This window comes from Kitasatospora sp. NPDC087271, from assembly GCF_044744605.1.
Classification (GTDB): Bacteria; Actinomycetota; Actinomycetes; order Streptomycetales; family Streptomycetaceae; genus Kitasatospora.
This window is the reverse complement of sequence record NZ_JBIUYQ010000032.1, coordinates 1-18,299: the sequence shown is the minus strand read 5'-3', so window position 1 is coordinate 18,299 and position 18,299 is coordinate 1. Positions and strand designations below refer to the sequence as shown.

12 protein-coding genes, 2 pseudogenes and 1 riboswitch are annotated in these 18,299 nt (G+C 73.1%); of the genes and pseudogenes, 8 read left to right on the top strand and 6 right to left on the bottom strand.

The genetic code is table 11. The features are described 5' to 3' along the window. Positions 1 to 5 precede the first annotated feature (5 nt). From ACIO9K_RS33750 to metE, 4 genes are all read left to right on the top strand, one after another. Positions 6 to 1,235 carry a CbiQ family ECF transporter T component gene (locus tag ACIO9K_RS33750; protein WP_400335517.1) on the top strand — a complete coding sequence of 410 codons (1,230 nt, stop codon included), beginning with the start codon at positions 6 to 8 and terminating at the stop codon, positions 1,233 to 1,235. Next, on the top strand, positions 1,232 to 2,905 hold the full coding sequence (locus ACIO9K_RS33745) for an ABC transporter ATP-binding protein (RefSeq protein WP_400335514.1): 1,674 nt from the start codon (positions 1,232 to 1,234) through the stop codon (positions 2,903 to 2,905). Before ACIO9K_RS33750 ends, ACIO9K_RS33745 begins: the two co-directional genes overlap by 4 nt. After that, positions 2,902 to 3,783 (top strand): ECF transporter S component, encoded by an 882-nt coding sequence (locus ACIO9K_RS33740; RefSeq protein ID WP_400335511.1) that lies wholly within the window; start codon positions 2,902 to 2,904, stop codon positions 3,781 to 3,783. Before ACIO9K_RS33745 ends, ACIO9K_RS33740 begins: the two co-directional genes overlap by 4 nt. Before the next feature lie 29 nt (positions 3,784 to 3,812). Beyond that, a riboswitch (cobalamin riboswitch) is annotated at positions 3,813 to 4,035 on the top strand. Positions 4,036 to 4,199: 164 nt separating this feature from the next. Then, complete coding sequence (metE, locus tag ACIO9K_RS33735; protein WP_400335508.1) at positions 4,200 to 6,515, top strand: 5-methyltetrahydropteroyltriglutamate--homocysteine S-methyltransferase; 2,316 nt, start codon at positions 4,200 to 4,202, stop codon at positions 6,513 to 6,515. A gap of 107 nt (positions 6,516 to 6,622) precedes the next feature. Here the strand turns inward: metE and metF are convergent, their stop codons facing one another. Then, a complete protein-coding gene (gene metF / locus ACIO9K_RS33730; RefSeq protein ID WP_400335505.1) occupies positions 6,623 to 7,540 on the bottom strand; it encodes a methylenetetrahydrofolate reductase [NAD(P)H] in 918 nt (305 codons plus the stop codon). Positions 7,541 to 7,654: 114 nt separating this feature from the next. Here metF and folP point away from each other — a divergent pair, with 114 nt between their 5' ends. Then, the gene (gene folP / locus ACIO9K_RS33725; protein WP_363619702.1) at positions 7,655 to 8,515 is read left to right on the top strand and encodes a dihydropteroate synthase; all 861 of its coding nucleotides are present in this window, start codon (positions 7,655 to 7,657) and stop codon (positions 8,513 to 8,515) included. Positions 8,516 to 8,532: 17 nt separating this feature from the next. Continuing rightward, positions 8,533 to 9,999: a short-chain fatty acyl-CoA regulator family protein gene (locus tag ACIO9K_RS33720; protein WP_400335501.1), complete on the top strand. Its 1,467-nt coding sequence runs from the start codon at positions 8,533 to 8,535 to the stop codon at positions 9,997 to 9,999. Here ACIO9K_RS33720 and ACIO9K_RS33715 read toward each other — a convergent pair. The 4 genes and pseudogenes from ACIO9K_RS33715 to ACIO9K_RS33700 form a co-directional block, all read right to left on the bottom strand. After that, positions 9,966 to 10,459: pseudogene (locus ACIO9K_RS33715) on the bottom strand (citrate/2-methylcitrate synthase); the annotation flags it as partial. The gene ACIO9K_RS33720 and the pseudogene ACIO9K_RS33715 sit on opposite strands and share 34 nt — an antisense overlap. A 20-nt stretch (positions 10,460 to 10,479) precedes the next feature. Beyond that, positions 10,480 to 11,385 carry a methylisocitrate lyase gene (prpB, locus tag ACIO9K_RS33710; protein ID WP_400335499.1) on the bottom strand — a complete coding sequence of 302 codons (906 nt, stop codon included), beginning with the start codon at positions 11,383 to 11,385 and terminating at the stop codon, positions 10,480 to 10,482. Next, positions 11,385 to 12,890: an MmgE/PrpD family protein gene (locus ACIO9K_RS33705; RefSeq protein ID WP_363619710.1), complete on the bottom strand. Its 1,506-nt coding sequence runs from the start codon at positions 12,888 to 12,890 to the stop codon at positions 11,385 to 11,387. Before ACIO9K_RS33705 ends, prpB begins: the two co-directional genes overlap by 1 nt. A 277-nt stretch (positions 12,891 to 13,167) precedes the next feature. Then, positions 13,168 to 14,394: a hypothetical protein gene (locus ACIO9K_RS33700; protein ID WP_400335497.1), complete on the bottom strand. Its 1,227-nt coding sequence runs from the start codon at positions 14,392 to 14,394 to the stop codon at positions 13,168 to 13,170. A 60-nt stretch (positions 14,395 to 14,454) separates the two neighbouring features. On the opposite strand from ACIO9K_RS33700, the gene ACIO9K_RS33695 reads away from it, so the two are divergent. Together ACIO9K_RS33695 and asnB are read left to right on the top strand one after the other, a co-directional pair. Then, positions 14,455 to 15,894, top strand: a complete 1,440-nt coding sequence (locus ACIO9K_RS33695; protein ID WP_400335589.1) for a short-chain fatty acyl-CoA regulator family protein — start codon at positions 14,455 to 14,457, stop codon at positions 15,892 to 15,894. A 228-nt stretch (positions 15,895 to 16,122) separates the two neighbouring features. Next, positions 16,123 to 17,970, top strand: coding sequence for an asparagine synthase (glutamine-hydrolyzing) (gene asnB, locus ACIO9K_RS33690; RefSeq protein ID WP_400335495.1), 1,848 nt, complete (start codon positions 16,123 to 16,125; stop codon positions 17,968 to 17,970). 36 nt (positions 17,971 to 18,006) lie between these two features. Here asnB and ACIO9K_RS33685 read toward each other — a convergent pair. Continuing rightward, positions 18,007 to 18,299: pseudogene (locus ACIO9K_RS33685) on the bottom strand (hypothetical protein); the annotation flags it as partial.

Below are 18,299 nucleotides of genomic sequence, written 5' to 3'. Positions count from 1 at the left end.
TGACCATGCCCGACCAGCACGCCGCCGTCCCCCCGAAGCCCGACCCGAAGCCCGACCCGAAGCCGAAGCCGGCCCCCGGACGCGACGCCGGGAGCCGGCGCGGCCCCCGGAACCTGCACCCGCTGGCCTGGTGGACCTGGGCGCTGGCCCTGGCGACGGCGGCCAGCCGCACCACCAACCCGCTGCTGCTCCTGCTCGTCCTCGCCGTGCTCGGCTACGTGGTCACCGCCCGCCGGACCGAGGCCCCGTGGGCGCGCGGGTTCACCTACTATCTGTGGCTGGCCCTGACCGTGGTGGCGATCCGGGTGGTGTTCCGGTGCGTCTTCGCCACCGGTATCACCCCGCACGACCATCTGCTCTTCTCGCTCCCACACCTGCCCACCCCCGCCTGGTACACGGGCATCCGGATCGGCGGGCCGGTCTCCCTGGAGGCGACCCTCTCCGCCGCCTTCGACGGGCTGCGCCTGGCCTGCCTGATCTGCTGCATCGGCGCCGCCAACACCCTCGCCAACCCCAAGCGCGCCCTGCGCGTCCTGCCCGGCGCCCTGTACGAGCTGGGTGTGGCCGTGACGGTGTCGCTGAGCGTCGCCCCGCAGCTGGTGCAGAGCGTCCAACGCGTCGCCCGGGCACGGCGGTTGCGCGCCGGTCAGCGGAAGGGCGTCCGCGCGCTGCGCAGCATCGTCGTCCCGGTGCTGGAGGACGCGTTGGAGCGTTCGCTGCACCTGGCCGCCGCGATGGACTCGCGTGGCTACGGCCGCTCCGGCACCGCGACCCGCCGCTCCCGTCGCGTCACCGGCGCCCTGATGTTGCTCGGCATGTGCGGCCTGTGTGCCGGGGTGTACGGGCTCCTGGACGGGACCGCCCCCGCTGCCCTGGGGCTTCCGGCCTTCCTCGCGGGCGCCCTGCTCTGCGTGGCGGGGCTGGTCCTCGGCGGCCGGCGCGTACGGCGCACCACCTACCGGCCGGACCGCTGGCGGGCCGCCGAGTGGGCCGTCGCGGGCTGCGGGGTGACCGCCGCCGTCCTGCTGTTCGCCACCGTCGGCTACGACGCCACGGATCTCAACCCGTCGCTCTACCCGCTCAGTTGGCCGAGCCTGCCGCTCGTCCCGGTGCTCGCCCTGCTGCTGGCCGGCGCCGCCGGGGTGATCGCGCCGCCGCCGGGCCGTACCCCGGAGCCCGACACCGGTACCCGCCGTACCGGTACCGACCGTACGACCCCCGAGGTGAGCACGTGATCCGATTCGACCAGGTCGGTGTGGTGTACGACGGCGAGACCACCCCCGTCCTGCGCGACGTCGACCTGCACATCCCGGAGGGCGAGCTCTGCCTGGTGGTCGGCCGTACCGGCGTCGGCAAGTCGACCCTGCTCGGCGCCGTCAACGGCCTCGTGCCGCACTTCACCGGCGGCACCCTGCGAGGCAGGGTCACCGTGGACGGCCGGGACACCGCGCACCACCCGCCGCGCGAACTGGCCGACGTGGTGGGTGTGGTGGGGCAGGACCCGCTGGCCGGCTTCACCACCGACACGGTGGAGGAGGAACTGGCCTACGTCATGGAGCAGTTGGCCGTCCCGCCGGAGGTGATGCGCAAGCGCGTCGAGGAGACCCTCGACCTGCTCGGCCTCGCCGACCTGCGCCACCGCGCCCTGCACGAGCTCTCCGGCGGCCAGCAGCAGCGCGTCGCCATCGGCTCGGTGCTCACCGCGCACCCCCGCGTCCTGGTCCTGGACGAACCGACCTCGGCGCTCGACCCGACGGCCGCCGAGGAGGTGCTCGCCGCCATCACCCGCCTGGTCCACGACCTCGGCGTCACCGTCCTGCTCGCCGAGCACCGCCTGGAGCGGGTCGTCCAGTACGCCGACCGCGTCGCCTACCTGCCCGGCGACGGCACGGTCGTGCACGGGCCGCCCGCCGAGGTCTTCCGGCACACCGCGATCGCGCCGCCCGTCGTCGACCTCGGGCGGCTGGCCGGGTGGCGGCCGCTGCCGCTCTCCGTCCGGGACGCCCGGCGCGCCGCCGCCCCGCTGCGGGAGCGGCTCACCGACGTGCCCGTTCCTCCGCCGCGCCGGGCAGCGGTGGTGGGGGATCGGGTGCTGGACGCCCGGGGGGTGGTCGTCCGGTACGGGCCGGTGGCCGCCGTCCGGGAGGTCGGGCTGGACCTGCGGGCCGGTGAGGTCACGGCGCTGATGGGGCGCAACGGCTCGGGCAAGTCCTCGCTCCTGTGGGCCCTCCAGGGCTCGGGCCCGCGACAGGGCGGCAGCGTGCGGGTCCTCGGGGCCGACGGCGGGCCGGCCGCGGACCCCAAGCGGCTCTCCGCGACCAGGGCCCGGCAGCTCGTCGGGCTCGTCCCGCAGACCCCGACCGACCTGCTGTACCTGGAGACGGTCGCCCAGGAACTCGCCCAGAGCGACCTGGAGGCCCGTGGCGCCGCCGGCCCGACCGCAGCAGGCCGGACCACGGCCGGCCCGACCGCGCGGCAGATCCTCGACCGGCTCGCCCCCGGGATCCCCGACGGCACCCACCCCCGGGACCTCTCCGAGGGCCAGAAGCTGTCCCTGGTCCTGGCGATCCAACTGGCCGCCGCACCAAGGGTGGTGCTGCTGGACGAACCCACCCGAGGGCTCGACTACCACGCGAAGGAGGCGCTCACCGGCATCGTGGACGCCCTCGCCGCCGAAGGCCGTACGGTCGTCGTCTCCACCCACGACGTCGAGTTCGTCGCCGCCACCGCCGACCGGGTGGTGGTGATGGCCGAGGGCGAGATCGTCGCCGACGGCCCCACCGCCGAGGTCATCGTCGCCTCGCCCACCTTCGCCCCCCAGACCGCCAAGATCCTCGCCCCGCTGCCCTACCTGACTACCCGGCAGGTGGCCGAGGCCCTGGCGCCCGCCGAGACCGCCCGGTGAGCGCCGTCCGGATCCCCGGCCGGGCCCGCGTCGTCGCGGCCCTGGCCGCCTTCATCGGCTTGGTCGCCTTCACCTGGCCGTTCGTCGTCGCCCCGGGAAAGTTCGGCTCCTCCTACGCCCCGCCGCTGATCTTCGGCGCCCTGCTGATCCTGGTGCTCGCCGTCGTCATCGCGGAGATCGCGGCCGGCGGCATCGACGCCAAGGCCCTCGCCATGCTCGGCGTCCTGTCCGCCGTCAACGCCGGGCTGCGCCCGCTCGGCGCCGGCACCGCAGGAGTGGAGACGGTCTTCTTCATCCTCGTCCTGGCCGGCCGGGTCTTCGGCCCGGGCTTCGGGTTCACCCTCGGCTGCACCTCGCTGTTCGCCTCCGCGCTGCTCACCGGCGGCGTCGGCCCCTGGATGCCGTACCAGATGTTCGGCTGCGCGTTCGTCGGCATGCTCGCCGGGCTCCTGCCGAGAACCCGGCGGCGGCGCTGGGAGGTGGCGATGCTGGCGGCGTACGGGGCCTTCTCCGGGTACCTCTTCGGCTTCCTTCTCAACCTCTCCTTCTGGCCGTTCTCCACCGACCCGAACAGTTCCATCGCCTACCTGCCGGGGCTGCCGTTCACCGAGCAGTGGCACCGCTACCTGCTCTTCGACCTCGCGACCTCGCTCGGCTGGGACACCGGCCGGGCCGTCACCACCTTCACGGCCGTGCTCGTCGTCGGCCCGGCCGTCCTCACCGTCCTCCGCCGCGCGGCCCGCCGCGCCAACTTCGAGCCCGTGGTGCGCTTCGAAGCCCCGGACGGTCGACGAGTCACCACGAACGGCACCGCCAGCAGCACCACGAACGGCTCCGCGAGCGGCGAGGGAGTCTCACCATGCGGACGGCTTCCGTGAATTCCGCGTCGGCCCCGGCGGTTTGCCCCTAAGCTGGCGACGCAGCTGGTTCGTCCTGCCCGCCAGGCAGGACGTCGCAAGAGGGAACCCGGTGGGAATCCGGGACTGCCCCGCAGCGGTGAGTGGGAACGACCGCCGTCATACGCACTGGACCCGGGACGGGTCTGGGAAGCGATGGCCAGTAGGTACCGGACGCCGACAGGCCCGGTGCGCCCACGAGTCCGAAGACCTGCCCGTTGCCCGCCCGCGGACCGTTCCGCGTGCGGATATCCCGGTGACCTCGCGGGCGGGTCGGCGACCATACCAGGCGGGTCCGGCACGTGCATCGACGTGAGCCGCCGCCCGGTTCGTCATCCCTTCGCGCTCTCGTCCCGTCCCCGGGTACTTGAGGAGCCAGACTCGCGAAGGAGAGTCCCTTGACCACGAAGTCCGCAGCCGCGGCAACCAGGGCCACCGTGTACGGCTACCCCCGGCAGGGCCAGGGCCGGGAGCTGAAGAAGGCCATCGAGGGCTACTGGAAGGGCACGGTCACCGCCGACGCCCTGCGGGAGGCGGCGGTCGGCCTGCGCCGGGAGAACTGGGCGCAGCTCGCCCAGGCCGGGGCCTCGGAAGTGCCCACCGGCGACTTCTCGCTCTACGACCACGTACTGGACACCACGGTCGCCGTCGGCGCGATCCCGGCCCGCCACCGGGCGGCCGTCGAGGCGGACGCGCTGGACGGCTACTTCGCCATGGCGCGCGGCACCCAGGAGGTCGCGCCGCTGGAGATGACCAAGTGGTTCGACACCAACTACCACTACCTGGTGCCCGAACTCGGCCCGGACACCGTCTTCACCGCGGACCCGGCCAAGGCCGTCGGGGAGTTCCGGGAGGCGCTGGCGCTCGGCCACACCGCACGCCCCGTGCTGGTCGGCCCCCTCACCTACCTGCTGCTCGCCAAGCCCGCCCCCGGTGTCGCCGACGACTTCCAGCCGATCACCCTGCTGGACCGGCTGCTGCCCGTCTACGCGCAGCTGCTGGCGGACCTGAAGGCGGCCGGCGCCGAGTGGGTGCAGCTGGACGAGCCCGCGCTGGTGCAGGACCGCACCCCGGCCGAGCTGAACGCCGCCGCCCGCGCCTACCGTGACCTGGGCGGCCTGGCGGACCGTCCGAAGCTGCTGGTCGCGAGCTACTTCGACCGCCTGGGTGAGGCCCTGCCGGTGCTGGCCAAGGCCCCGGTCGAGGGCCTGGCGCTGGACTTCACGGGGCCCGCCGCGGCGAACCTGGACGATCTGGCCGCCGTCGGCGGGCTGCCCGGCAAGCGGCTGGTCGCCGGGGTGGTCGACGGGCGCAACATCTGGATCAACGACCTGGAGAAGTCGCTGGCCACCCTGGCGACCCTGCTGGGCCTCGCCGAGCGGGTCGACGTCGCGCCGTCCTGCTCCCTCCTGCACGTGCCGTTGGACGCCGCCGCCGAACGCGACGTCGACCCGCAGATCCTGCGCTGGCTCGCCTTCGCCAAGCAGAAGGCCAGGGAGGTGGCGCTGCTGGCCCGGGGCCTGCGCGAGGGCACGGGGGCGATCGCCGCCGACCTGGCCGCCAACCGCGCCGACCTCGCCTCGCGCGCCAACTCGCCGATCACCCACGATCCGGCGGTGCGCGCCCGTACCGCCGCCGTCACCGCCGACGACACCCGCCGCGCCCAGGCCTACCCGCAGCGGGCCGAGGCCCAGCGCGCCCGGCTCGGCCTGCCGCTGCTGCCGACCACCACGATCGGCTCGTTCCCGCAGACCTCCGAACTGCGGGTCGCGCGGGCCGACCTCACGGCGGGCCGGATCGACGCCCCGGCCTACCGGGAGCGCATCGAGGCGGAGGTCCGGGAGGTCATCGCCTTCCAGGAGAAGGCCGGACTGGACGTCCTGGTGCACGGCGAGCCCGAGCGCAACGACATGGTCCAGTACTTCGCCGAACAGCTCACCGGCTACCTCGCCACCCGGCACGGCTGGGTGCAGTCCTACGGCACCCGGTACGTGCGCCCGCCGGTCCTGGCCGGGGACATCTCCCGCCCGCACCCGATGACCGTCGACTGGTTCGGCTACGCGCAGGGCCTCACCGACCGCCCGGTCAAGGGCATGCTCACCGGCCCCGTCACGATGCTCGCCTGGTCCTTCGTCCGCGACGACCAGCCGCTCGGCGACACCGCCCGCCAGGTCGCCCTCGCCCTGCGCGACGAGGTCACCGACCTGGAGGCCGCCGGCGCGGCCGTCGTCCAGGTCGACGAGCCGGCGCTGCGCGAGACCCTGCCGCTGCGCGCCGCCGACCGCCCGGCGTACCTGGCGTGGGCCACCGAGTCCTTCCGCCTGGCCACCTCAGGCGTCCGCGCGGACACCCAGGTCCACACCCACATGTGCTACGCCGAGTTCGGCGCGATCATGACGGCGATCGACGAACTCGACGCGGACGTCATCTCGCTGGAGGCCACCCGCTCGCACATGGAGGTCGCCGGCGAACTCGCCGGGGCCGGCTACCCGCGCGAGGTCGGCCCGGGCGTCTGGGACATCCACTCCCCGCGCGTCCCGAGCACCGACGAGGCCATCGCCCTGCTGCGCGCGGGCCTCGCGGCCATCCCCGCCGAGCGGCTCTGGGTCAACCCCGACTGCGGCCTGAAGACCCGCGGCTGGACCGAGACCCGCGCCTCGCTCGACAGCCTCGTCGGCGCCGCCCGCCACCTGCGCGCGGAGCTCGCCGGCTGACCCCCCGGTGACGCGACCCGGCCGGGCCCCGCACGCCGTGCGGCGCCCGGCCGGGTGGGCCCGGGACCGTCCCCGGGCGGGCTGCCGCAACGGCGGCCCGGCCCGTTTCACCCGGACCCGGGAAGCCCGAGGTTCTGGTAGATCTCCGTCGTCACCGTGGAGAAGTTCATGGTCATGAAATGCAGCCCGGGAACTCCCTCGGAGAGCAGGCGTCGGCACATTCCGGTGGCGTGATCGATACCGATCGACCGGACGGCCTTCGGATTGTCCTGCTGCTTCAGCATGCTTTCGGAAAGCTCGTCGGGAATGGCGGCGGTGGTCAGTGTCGGAATCCTCCGAAGTGACCGGATACTGGTCACCGGCATGATCTCCGGAATGACCGGAACGGTGCAGCCGGCCGATTCCAGTCGATCCCGGAAACGGAGGTAGCTGTCCACGTCGAAGAACATCTGGGTGATGGCGTAGTCGGCTCCCGCCCGGCACTTCTCGATGAAGTGCCTGATCTCGAAATCCCAGTCGGGGGACCTCGGGTGCAGGTCCGGGAAGGCGGCCACACCGACGCAGAAGTCGCCGGACTCCTTGATCAGCCGCACCAGGTCGGCGGCGTACTCCACTCCGTCGGGGTGGCGGTGCCAGGTGCCCAGCGGATCGCCCGGCGGGTCGCCGCGCAGCGCCAGGATGTTGCGAACGCCCTGGTCGGCGTAGTGGCCGAGAATGTTCCGCAGTTCGGCGACGCTGTGGCCGACCGCGGTCAGGTGGGCGGTCGGCGTGAGGGTGGTCTCCTGCGCGATGCGGCCGGTGACGTTCACCGTCCGCTCCCGTGTGGACCCGCCGGCACCGTAGGTCACGGAGACGAAGGTGGGGGACAGCGCTTCCAGGCGCCGGATCGCATTCCACAGGCCGACCTCCGCTTCGGCGCTCCGGGGCGGCATGAATTCGAACGAATAGGAAAGCCTGCCGGTCGCGAGGAGTTCGCGGATGGAGGTCGCCCGATCCGTCCGCGTGGAGGGAATTCCGAGTGTCATGGCAGGAGGTTAACCAGCCGGGCTCGCGGTAGTCCTCAAGTGTCCACTCTGTGATACGAATTCTCTCGGGGGTGCGAGTTGGGAGACGGGTGGGGCGGGCGGCACAATGAGTTCATGAAAAGACCTTCGCAGGTATTGTCGGGACTGCCCGGATGGGATCGGTGCGCGGTGATGGGAGTCGTGAACGTGACCCCCGACTCGTTCTCGGACGGCGGCCGCTGGCTGGACCCGGGGCGCGCGGTGGACCGTGGACTGCTGCTGGCCGAGCAGGGCGCGGACATCGTGGACGTCGGCGGGGAGTCGACCCGGCCGGGAGCGACCAGGGTGTCCGAGGAGGAGGAACTGCGCCGGGTCCTGCCGGTGGTGCGCTCGCTCACCGACAAGGGCGTCCTGGTCAGTATCGACACGATGCGGGCCCGGGTCGCCGAAGCGGCGGTGGAGGCCGGAGCCCGGATCATCAACGACGTCAGCGGGGGCCGGGCCGACGCGGGCATGGCCCGCGCCGCGGCCAGGGCCGGAGTGCCCTTCGTCGTCATGCACTGGCGCGGGCAGTCCGCCCACATGGACGAACTGGCCGCGTACGAGGACGTCGCGGCCGAGGTGATCCGTGAGGTCGCACGGCAGATGGACACGGTGGTGTCGGCCGGGGTCGACCCCGCCCAGGTCATCGTGGACCCGGGCCTCGGCTTCGCCAAACGCCGGCAGGACGACTGGGCGCTGCTGGCGTCGCTGGACGCCTGGCGCGTGCTGGGGCGCCCGCTCCTGGTGGCGGCCTCGCGCAAGCGCTTCCTGGGCGAGCTGCTGGCCGACCCGCGGACGGGCGAGGCCCGTCCGGCCCGTGAACGCGACGCGGCCACCGCGGCGGCCAGCGTCCTGGCCGCCGCGCAGGGCGCGTGGGCGGTGCGGGTGCACGAGGTCCGGGACACCGCCGACGCCGTCCGGGTCGAGGCCGCGATCCGAACCAACCGGGTCTGAGAGAGGAAGTGCGGGCCATGCCACGTCCGACCGGGCGGAAGATCTACGCCCACGCCAAGCTGCGCCGACTGCGCCGCGAGCACGGCATGAACCAGGTCGAGCTGGCGCGCGAGCTCGGCATCTCGACCAGCTACCTCAACCAGATCGAGCACAGCCAGCGCCCGCTGACCGCCGCCGTGCTGCTGCGGATCGCCGAGGTGCTCGGGGTCGACCCGGAGTTCTTCTCCGAGGCCGAGGAGGAACGCCTCGGCACCGACCTGCGCACCGCGCTCGCGGACGAGGCCTGTGGCGGAGCCGTGCCGACGGAGGAGATCGCGGAGGTGAGCCGGAACCACCCGGAGGTGGCACGGGCCCTGGTCGCGCTGCACCGCGGCTACCGCGAGGCGCTCGCGCGCGTCGTCGACCTCGGTGAGCCCGGCACCGGGGCGGGCATCCGCCCGGCCGAACCCCATGACGAGGTCAGGGACTTCTTCTACACCCATCACAACCACATCGCCGCCCTGGACGAGGCGGCGGAGCGGACCGCGCGGTGCCTGGCGACGACGACCGCGGGCCGCACCGCCGCCGCGCTGGCCGCCCGCCTCGGCGAGCGGCACGGGGTGCGGGTGCTGGACGCCGACCACCGGCGGCCCGGCGACCTGCGGCGCTACGACCCGGCGGCCGGCACGCTGCGGCTCTCACCGTGGCTGGCCGACGGCCGGCGTGCCTTCCAACTCGCCACCCAACTGGCCCTGCTGGAGCACCGGCCGCTGCTCGACACGCTCGTGGCGGCGGCCGGGCCCGGCCTCACCTCACCCCAGGCCGCCGACCTGGCCAGGATCGGCCTGGCCAACTACTTCGCCGGCGCCCTGCTGATGCCGTACACCGCCTTCCACACGGCCGCCGAGGAGCTGCGGTACGACGTCGAGCTGCTCCAGGCCCGCTTCGGGGTCGGGTTCGAGACGGTCTGCCACCGGCTGAGCACCCTCCAGCGTCCGGGCCGACGCGGCGTCCCGTTCTCCTTCCTGCGCGCCGACCGGGCGGGCAACATCTCCAAGCGCCAGTCCGCGACCGACTTCCACTTCTCCCGCCTCGGCGGCACCTGCCCGCTCTGGACGGTCTACGAGGCCTTCTCCGCACCCGGCCGGATCCTGACCCAGGTCGCCGAGATGCCGGACGGGAAGCGCTACTTCTGGATCGCCCGCACCGTCTCCCACGGCGGCTTCGGGCACCGCGCACCGCGCAGCGAGTTCGCCGTCGCGCTCGGCTGCGAGCTGCGCCACGCCCACCGCCTCGTCCATGCCGAGGGCGTCGCGCTCGACGCTCCGGGAGCGGCCGCCCCGATCGGGCTGGGCTGCCGGATCTGCGAGCGCCGCGACTGCGCCCAGCGCGCCCGCCCGCCGGCGGGCGGGCGCCTGGCGGTCGAGCCGGACCGCCGTAGCCGCGTTCCCTACGCCGTGCTCGGTGACAGCCCCGGCACCGGGCGCTGGCCGGGGCCGTCGTAGCAGGCGAGCGGGCGGATCAGGGAGTTGTGGGCGAGCTGTTCGGTGATGTGGGCGGTCCAGCCGGTGATGCGGCTCATCACGAAGACGGGTGTGAAGACGGGGTGTCGAAGCCCATCAGGTGGTAGGCGAGGCCGGCGGGGTAGTCGAGGTTGGGGTGGATGCCCTTGCGTTCCAGCATCGCCTCGCGCAGTGCGGCGTGCAGGGCGGCCAGCCGGGCCGTCCGGGGGTCGGCGCTGCGGGCTACCAGGGCGTCCAGGGCGGCCTGCATGATCGGGACGCGGGAGTCGCCGTGCCACAGCAGGTAGGCGACCTCCTCGAAGGAGCGCTGGGCGGCGAGGTCCTGGACGGGGTAGCCGCGGTAGGTGAGGGAGTTGGTCTCCTGGATGACGGTGGAGATCCCGGTGGTGTCGACGACGACACCGGCGAGTCCGCGGTGGATCCCGGGTGCGGTGGTGGGCATGGCTGGTCTCCGATGCGGGGTCAGGCGCCGGGCGGGAGGGTGAAGTCGAAGACGGCCGAGTCGAAGGCCGCGTACTGCTCGTAGCCGAGGAGTTCGTACAGCCGGGAGCGCGGCTGCATGCGCGGCAGCAGCGACTCCTGGGTGCCCTCGGCGGCGAGGGTGCGCAGACCCTCCTCCACCGCGCCCATGGCCAGGCGCAGCAGGGTGACGGGGTAGAGCGCGATCTCGTACCCGAGGTCCTGGAGGGTGCGGGCGTCGAGCAGCGGGGACTTGCCGAACTCGGTCATGTTGGCGAGCAGCGGGACGTCGACGGCCTTGCGGAAGGCCTCGAACTCGGCCTCGTCGGCGAGGGCTTCGGGGAAGACCGCGTCGGCTCCGGCGTCGACGTAGGCCTTGGCCCGGTCGATCGCCGCGCGCAGTCCCTCGACGGAGCGGGCGTCGGTGCGGGCCATCAGCAGGAAGTCGGGGTCGCGCCGGGCGTCGACGGCGGCCCGCAGGCGGCGGGTCATGTCCTCGCGGGGGACGACCGCCTTGCCGTCGAGGTGGCCGCAGCGCTTGGGGTTGACCTGGTCCTCCAGGTGCAGGCCGGCGAGGCCGGCGTCCTCCATCAGCTGGACGGTGCGGGCGGCGTTCATGGGTTCGCCGAAGCCGGTGTTGGCGTCGATCAGCACCGGGAGGTCGGTGACCCGGGTGGTCTGCTGGGCGCGGGCGGCGACCTCGGTGGCGGTGGTGAGGCCGATGTCGGGCAGGCCGAGGTCGGCGGCGAGGACGGCGCCGGAGAGGTAGGCGGCCTCGAAGCCGAGGTCCTGGATGAGCCGGGCGGAGAGCGGGTTGAGCGCGCCGGGCATCGTCAACAGCCGCCCGGTGGCGAGGCGTTCGCGCAGGGCGCGGCGGCGCTGGGCGGGGGTGGTGCGGGTGTGCAGCATCAGAGCAGGCCCTTCGGGAGGAGTGCGTCGAACGCGCGCACGGCCTCGGTGTCGACGGCCGGGAAGAGCTCGTCCAGGTCTGCGGCCTTCAGCTCGGCGAGATCGGCGGCGGCTGCCAGGAAGCGGTCCTGGTCGGCGGGGGAGACGATGCCCTCGGCCAGGGTGCGGAACTTCCGCTGGTAGGCGGGGCGGTCGAAGGGGCGGGCGCCGGCCGGGTGGGCGTCGGCGACGGCCAGCTCGTCCTCGATCACCGTGCCGTCGTCCAGGGTGATCACCACGCGCCCGCCGAAGGCCCGGCGTTGCGGATCGGGGTCGTGGTAGCGGGCGGTCCACTCCGGGTCCTCGACCGTGGTGATCTTCTGCCAGAGCGCCACGGTCTCCGGGCGTTGGGCCCGCTCGGGGGCGTAGGAGCGCTCGTGGTGCCAGGCACCGTCCTCCAGGGCGACGGCGAGGATGTACGGGATCGAGTGGTCGAGGGTCTCCCGGCTCGCAGTCGGGTCGTACTTCTGCGGGTCGCCCGAGCCGGAGCCGATGACGTGGTGGGTGTGGTGGCTGGTGTGCAGGACGACCGAGCGGACGCCGTCCAGGGGCCCGGTCCTCTCGCGCAACCGCCGGGCCAGGTCGATGATCGCCTGGGCCTGGTACTCGGCGGAGTGCTCCTTGGTGTAGGTGTCCAGGATCGCCCGCCTCGGCTCGCCGGGCGCGGGCAGCGGCACGGTGTAGTCGGACCGCGGGCCGTCGAGCATCCAGGCGAGGAAGCCGTCCTCGCCCTCGTAGACGGGGGACGGGGAGGTCTCACCGCGCATAGCCCGGTCCACCGCCTCGATCGCGGCCTTGCCGGCGAAGGCGGGGGCGAAGGCCTTCCAGCTGGAGATCTCGCCCTTGCGGGACTGCCGGGTGGCCGTGGTGGTGTGCACGGCCTGCTGCACCGCCTGGTACACGGTCTCGGTCGGCAGCCGCAGCAGCGCGCCGAGCCCGCAGGCGGTGGCCGCGCTCAGGTGCGCGACGTGGTCGATCCGGTGGGCGTGCAGGCAGATGCCCCGCACCAGGGCGACGTGGACCTCGTAGGCGGCGACGATGCCGCGCAGCAGGTCGGACCCGCTGCGGCCGGTGTGCTGGGCGACGGCCAGCAGCGGCGGGATGTTGTCGCCGGGGTGGGAGTAGTCGGCGGCGAGGTAGGTGTCGTGGAAGTCCAGCTCGCGCACGGCCGTGCCGTTGGCCCAGGCCGCCCACTCCGGCGAGACCCGGGCGGTGCTGCCGAACACCCGGGCGCCCGGCGCGCCGTGGTGGGCGAGCGCCTGGGACCGGGCCACCGCCACGGGCCGGCGCAGCAGCGACGCGACGGCCACCGCCGCGTTGTCGATCACCCGGTTGACGGCCATGCCCGCGCCGGCCGGGTCCAGCTCCTCGGTGCCGGTGGCGACGGCGGCCAGCTTCCAGGCGAGCTGCTCCTCAGGCGGCAGCCGGTCGGCGCTGGGGTGGACGCGGACGTGGTGCTCGATCACGGGACTCCTCGGGGGCGCTCGACGGCTCTCGGTCTTGCATGACCGAGCCTGCTCGTCGGACGGCCGATGATCCAGCATGCCAACCGGTGGAATCCGTACGGCGGATTCCTGCGAACCTGCGAAACCTGCGAAACCTGCGAAACGCAGGAACGCCGGGCGGTGCTGAGGGGAGCACCAGGCAGGCGTCGCCCCTGCACCAGAGGATCAGGGGCGACGCCGACTTCGTGCCGGCGCCGCCCCGATCACCGGCCTGCGCACGCAGGCGGGAGGAATCCGGCTACACGAAGTTGCCGATCACCATGCCGTTGTACAGGCGCAGGGTCGACGCGAGGTCCGTCACGTAGATGTTGGGCGAACAGGACGGGCGTGTCCCACCGAGCGGATTCTTGCAGTTCTCTCCCTTGATGCTCGCGGACAGGATTCCCGCGGCGAACTTGTTCCCCTGCGTGCCGTACGAGTACACGGGGCCGCCGCTGTCCCCCTTCCCCGCCATGTTCTTGCCGGCGACCTGGTCGAGCTCGCTCACCACGCGCGTGGATCCCTCGATCTTCTTCTCCTGGTCCGTGCTGACGGCCCTTCCGCCGCAGACCTCCCCCATGAGCGCGCCGCTCACGCAGAACTCCATGCCGGCGTAGAGGGTGCCGGGGCCGGTGAACTTCGACGTGGTCTGGGTCGTCGACTTGACCGGCCCGCCGGTGTAGAACCACGGCGAGGCCTTGTCCACCGAGATGAACGCACTGTCGTGACGGACGATCTCGTCCGCCACCTTGCCGATCACCAGGCCGTTGCCGCTCTTGACCGTGGTGCCGGACGACACGCAGTGCTCGGCGGTGATCAGGTAGTACTGGTCGTATCCCGCGGGGTTGTGCTCCTTGGGCCACTTGGCGCCGAAGGCGGACGTGCAGGTCGCGTTCAGACCCCCCACGGTGGTCTTGATGAGGGATCCGCCGAACCAGGGGGAGCCGTCCGCCTCCCGCAGACCCGTGTTGTGGGCGGCTTCCTCCGGCGCGACGGTGACGGGGATGCCGTGGGTGAGGCTGTCCGGGATCGAGGCCGTGCTCTGCAGGGAGGCCCGAGCGTTGTCCTGGGCTGCGAGCTGTGCGGCGTCGACGCCGATGTTCAGTGAGTTGCTGTCGTTGCTCGGCCCCGCGCTGATGATCTCCGCGCCGTTGACGCGGAGGTCGGACGTGATGATCGCGTGCGCCCGTTCCTTCAGCTCCTCGGCGTTGTAGCGCGAGGGAACGACCGAGACGGCGACGCCTCGGGCACGCTGGGCGGCGACCAGACCACCGATGTCCTGGGGAACCTCCCCCTTCCAGTAGAGGGTGTACCCCTCGTCCTTCACGGACACGACGATGTTGCCGTACCCGGTGGCCGGGTCCAGGTGAGCCTGCCGGTTGACCTCGTCCGCGGCCTCGACTATCCGCTCCTGGGCCTCGGCGAAGGCCTCGGCGGTGGAGCCGGTCGCCGGATCGGCCGACGCGGCGAAGGCCGGCCCCGACATCAACGGCGCAGAGAGGGCCAAGGAAACCCCGCTGAGCAACGCGGCCAGCCGTCGTCCATGATGTGTCATCAACTTTCCTGCCTGTCGGGACGATTGCGCTTCTCGTGTACACGCACTTACGGGCTACAACGCGTCGCCCCGGGCGTCCGGTTCAGCAGGGCCCGGCGGCTCAGGCGCTCGCGGCCTACGCCCGCCACCTCGTGCCAGCTGGAGCACGACGCCCGCCCGCTCACCGTGCCCGTCCTGCTGCGCCTCACCGAGGCCTTCGGCGTCGAGGCCGGGTACTTCGCCCCGCCCGACAGCGCCCGGCTCACCGCCGAACTGCGCGACGCGCTCGGCGAGGAGCTCGCGGCCGGACGGGTCACCGCCGGGGACCTCGACGAGGTGGCCGCGCGCCTGCCCGCCGTGGCGCGGCTGCTCATGGACCTGGGCCGCGGCCGACGGGCGGTCGCCGAGCAGCTCGCCGTCCTCGCCGGGGACCGCGGCCCGGCGCCCGACACCCTCACCCCGCACGAACAGGTCCGCGAGTTCTTCTACCGCCGCCAGAACTACCTCCACGAACTCGACACCGCAGCCGAGGAGTTGGCGAGATCCATCGGCCTGCGGCGCGGCGAGGTCAGGGCGGTGCTGGCCGACCGGCTCGCCTCCGGCCACGGTGTACGGACCGTCGCCGGAGGCGAGCACCTGCACCGGTACGACCCGCGCAGCAGGGTCCTGAGCCTGTCGGACCGGCTGCGCCCGGGCCAGCAGGCGTTCCGGATGGCCACCCAACTCGCCTACCTGGAACACGATCCGCTGCTGTCCGAACTCGCGGCCCAGGAAAGCCCGGAAGGCTCCACCGCCTGGTCGCTCACCCGGATCGGCCTGGCCAACTACTTCGCCGCCGCCCTCGTGCTGCCGTACGCCGCCTTCCACGCCGAGGCCGAATCGGCGCGCTACGACATCGAGCACCTCGCCGACCACTTCGGCGTCGGCTACGAGACGGTCTGCCACCGGCTCAGCACCCTCCAGCGGCCCCGGCTGCGCGGCGTGCCGTTCTCCTTCGTCCGGGTCGACCGGGCCGGCAACGTCTCCAAGCGCCAGTCCGCGACCGACTTCCACTTCTCCCGCACCGGCGGCACCTGCCCGCTGTGGAACGTCTACGAATCCTTCGCCGCCCCCGGCCGGGTCCACGTCCAGGTCGCCGCCATGCCCGACGGCCGGCGCTACCTCTGGACCGCCCGCGCCGTCACCCGCTCACCCGGCGGCTGGGGCCGCCCCGGCAAGACCTTCGCCATCGGCCTCGGCTGCGAACTCCGCCACGCCGCACGGCTCGTGTACTCGGCGGGACTGGACCTCGGCGACGTGGCGGCCGCCACCCCGATCGGGCTCGGCTGCAAGGTGTGCGAACGCCCGGCGTGCCCGCAGCGCGCCGCGCCCGCCATCGGCCGGCCGCTGGCGCTCGACGAGCACACCAGCACCTTCATCCCCTACCCCGCGCTGCCCGATCCCCGGAACTGAACGCCGCCGGCCGGCGTACCGACCCGGCCGACCGAGCCCGACGCCCCTCCGTCCGAGCCCGACGCCCAACGGTTCACCCCCGACGGGCTTCGCGCGGGCACCGCCCGACCCGCCCCGGGAATCCTGCGGTTGCCCGGAACTTCCCGGACGTCCGGCCCGACTTCTGGGCCGGGCGCCGTCGCCGACAGCGTCCGGCAGAGCACACCCCTTCACCCCAGGAGCGCGAGCATGTGCGGGATCACCGGCTGGGTGTCCTTCCACCAGTCCTTCCACCAGGACATCGGCCACGGCGCCGCCTCCGTCATCCAGGCGATGACCGACACCATGGCCCGGCGCGGACCCGACGCCGGCGGGGTCTGGCTCGGCCGCCACGCCGCGCTCGGCCACCGCCGCCTCGCCGTCATCGACATCGAGGGCGGCACCCAGCCCATGACCGACCGCCCCGAACACCCGCAGGTGGTGCTCACCTACAGCGGCGAGGTCTACAACCACCACCGGCTGAGATCCGAACTCGCCTCCAAGGGCCACCGGTTCGAGACCCGGAGCGACACCGAGGTGGTCCTGCGCGCCTACCAGGAGTGGGGAGACGCCCTGGTCGACCACCTGGAGGGCATGTACGCCTTCGCCGTCTGGGACGACCGCGAGCAGCGCCTGCTGCTGGTCCGCGACCGGCTCGGGGTCAAGCCGCTGTTCTGGGCCGAAACCGACGGCGGCCTCGCCTTCGGCTCCGAACCCAAGGCCCTGTTCGCCCACCCCGAGGTGACCCCCACCGTGGACGCCGACGGCCTGCGCGAGGCCTACAGCCTCCTGTTCAACACCGGCCCCACCGTCTGGGCCGGCGTCCGCGAGGTCCACCCCGGCAGCCTGCTCGTCCTCGACCGCGACGGCATCCGCGAACGGCGCTACTGGGAGCTGACCGCCCGCCCGCACACCGACGACCCGCAGACCACCACCGAGCTGATCGGCGGCCTGGTCGACCGCGCCGCCCGCACCCAGCTTGAGGCCGACGTCCCGCTGTGCAGCCTGCTCTCGGGCGGCCTCGACTCCACCGTCGTCACCGCCCTGATCGCCGACGAACTCCGGCTCCGCGAAGGGCCGCAGGCCACCCTGCGCTCCTACGCCGTCGACTACAGCGACCAGGCCGAACGGTTCACCGGCGACGTGCTGCGCACCGGCCACGACACCCCCTTCGCCGCCGAGGCCGGCGCGTTCATCGGCACCGAGCACTCCACCGTCGTCCTCGACCCCCGCGCCCTGCTCGACCCGGACAACCGGCGCGCCGTGGTCGCCGCCCGGGACTCGCCGATCGGCGTCGGCGACATGGACACCTCGCTCTACCTGCTGTTCGGAGAGATCCGCAAGCACTCCACCGTCGCCCTCTCCGGCGAGGCCGCCGACGAGGTCTTCGGAGGCTACCCGTGGTTCCACCACCCGAAGGCGCTCGCCGCTCGCGCCTTCCCCTGGCTCCTGGTGACCGGGGACCAGGCCGCCATGCCGCTCCACCCCGACCTCGCCGCCCGGCTGCGCATCCCCGAGTTCCGCGCCGACACCTACCGCACCGCCGTGGCCGCCGTCCCCCGCCTCGACTCCGAGAGCGCCGCCGAACACCGCCTGCGCGAGATGCAGCACCTCTCGCTCACCCGCTGGCTGCGCCAACTCCTGCACCGCAAGGACCGCCTCTCCATGGCCCAGGGCCTGGAGGTGCGCGTGCCCTACTGCGACCACCGCCTCGTCGAATACGCCTTCAACACCCCCTGGGCGATGAAGAACCACGACGGCCGGGAGAAGAGCCTGCTGCGCGACCTCGGTCGGGGCATCGCCCCCGAGTCGGTGCTGTGGCGGCCGAAGAACCACTACCCGGCCACCCACCACCCCGACTACAACGCGGGTCTGCAGCGGCTGGCCCGCGAGGCGCTGGACGCACCGCACGTCCGGGACATCGCCGACGAGACGGTCGTCGGGGCCGCCCTCGACACGCCTGCCGAGCAGTTGCCGTGGGGCCACCGGCTCCGCCTGGAGCGGGTCGTCGACCTCGCGCTGTGGCTCGACCACCACCGCCCCGCCCTGGCCTTCTGACCTCGCGGCCTCGCCGCCTCGCCGAGGGTGTCGGGGTTACTTGCCGGCGGCTGTCATGGAGGTGACGGCGTCGGTGATGGTGGCGCGGTAGTTGCCCATGTGGGGGTTGAGGACGCGGGTGTCGTTGGGGAGTGGGAAGTTGTGGGTGGCGGCGAGGGGCATGTTGGTGTCGTCCTGGTCGGCGAGGACGTTGAGTTCGTTGATGTCGGGGGTGGTGCCGGTGGTGGCGCCGCTGGGGTTGAGGTCGATGACGGCGTAGGCGTTCTGGCCGGCGGGGAGGGGGAAGCGCTGGGTGCCGCTGGCGAGTACGGGCCGGATGTTGTTGCTCT

Bases quoted from the DNA above. Each gene is read 5' to 3' on its own strand.
- ACIO9K_RS33750 (WP_400335517.1), top strand. From the start codon at position 6: ATGCCCGACCAGCACGCCGCCGTCCCCCCGAAGCCCGACCCGAAGCCC.
- metF (WP_400335505.1), bottom strand. From the start codon at position 7,540: ATGACACTCGGAATTCCCTCCACGCGGACGGATCGGGCGACCTCCATC.
- folP (WP_363619702.1), top strand. From the start codon at position 7,655: ATGAAAAGACCTTCGCAGGTATTGTCGGGACTGCCCGGATGGGATCGG.
- ACIO9K_RS33720 (WP_400335501.1), top strand. From the start codon at position 8,533: ATGCCACGTCCGACCGGGCGGAAGATCTACGCCCACGCCAAGCTGCGC.
- prpB (WP_400335499.1), bottom strand. From the start codon at position 11,385: ATGCTGCACACCCGCACCACCCCCGCCCAGCGCCGCCGCGCCCTGCGC.
- ACIO9K_RS33700 (WP_400335497.1), bottom strand. From the start codon at position 14,394: ATGTCGGGGCCGGCCTTCGCCGCGTCGGCCGATCCGGCGACCGGCTCC.
- ACIO9K_RS33695 (WP_400335589.1), top strand. From the start codon at position 14,455: ATGTGTCATCAACTTTCCTGCCTGTCGGGACGATTGCGCTTCTCGTGT.
- asnB (WP_400335495.1), top strand. From the start codon at position 16,123: ATGTGCGGGATCACCGGCTGGGTGTCCTTCCACCAGTCCTTCCACCAG.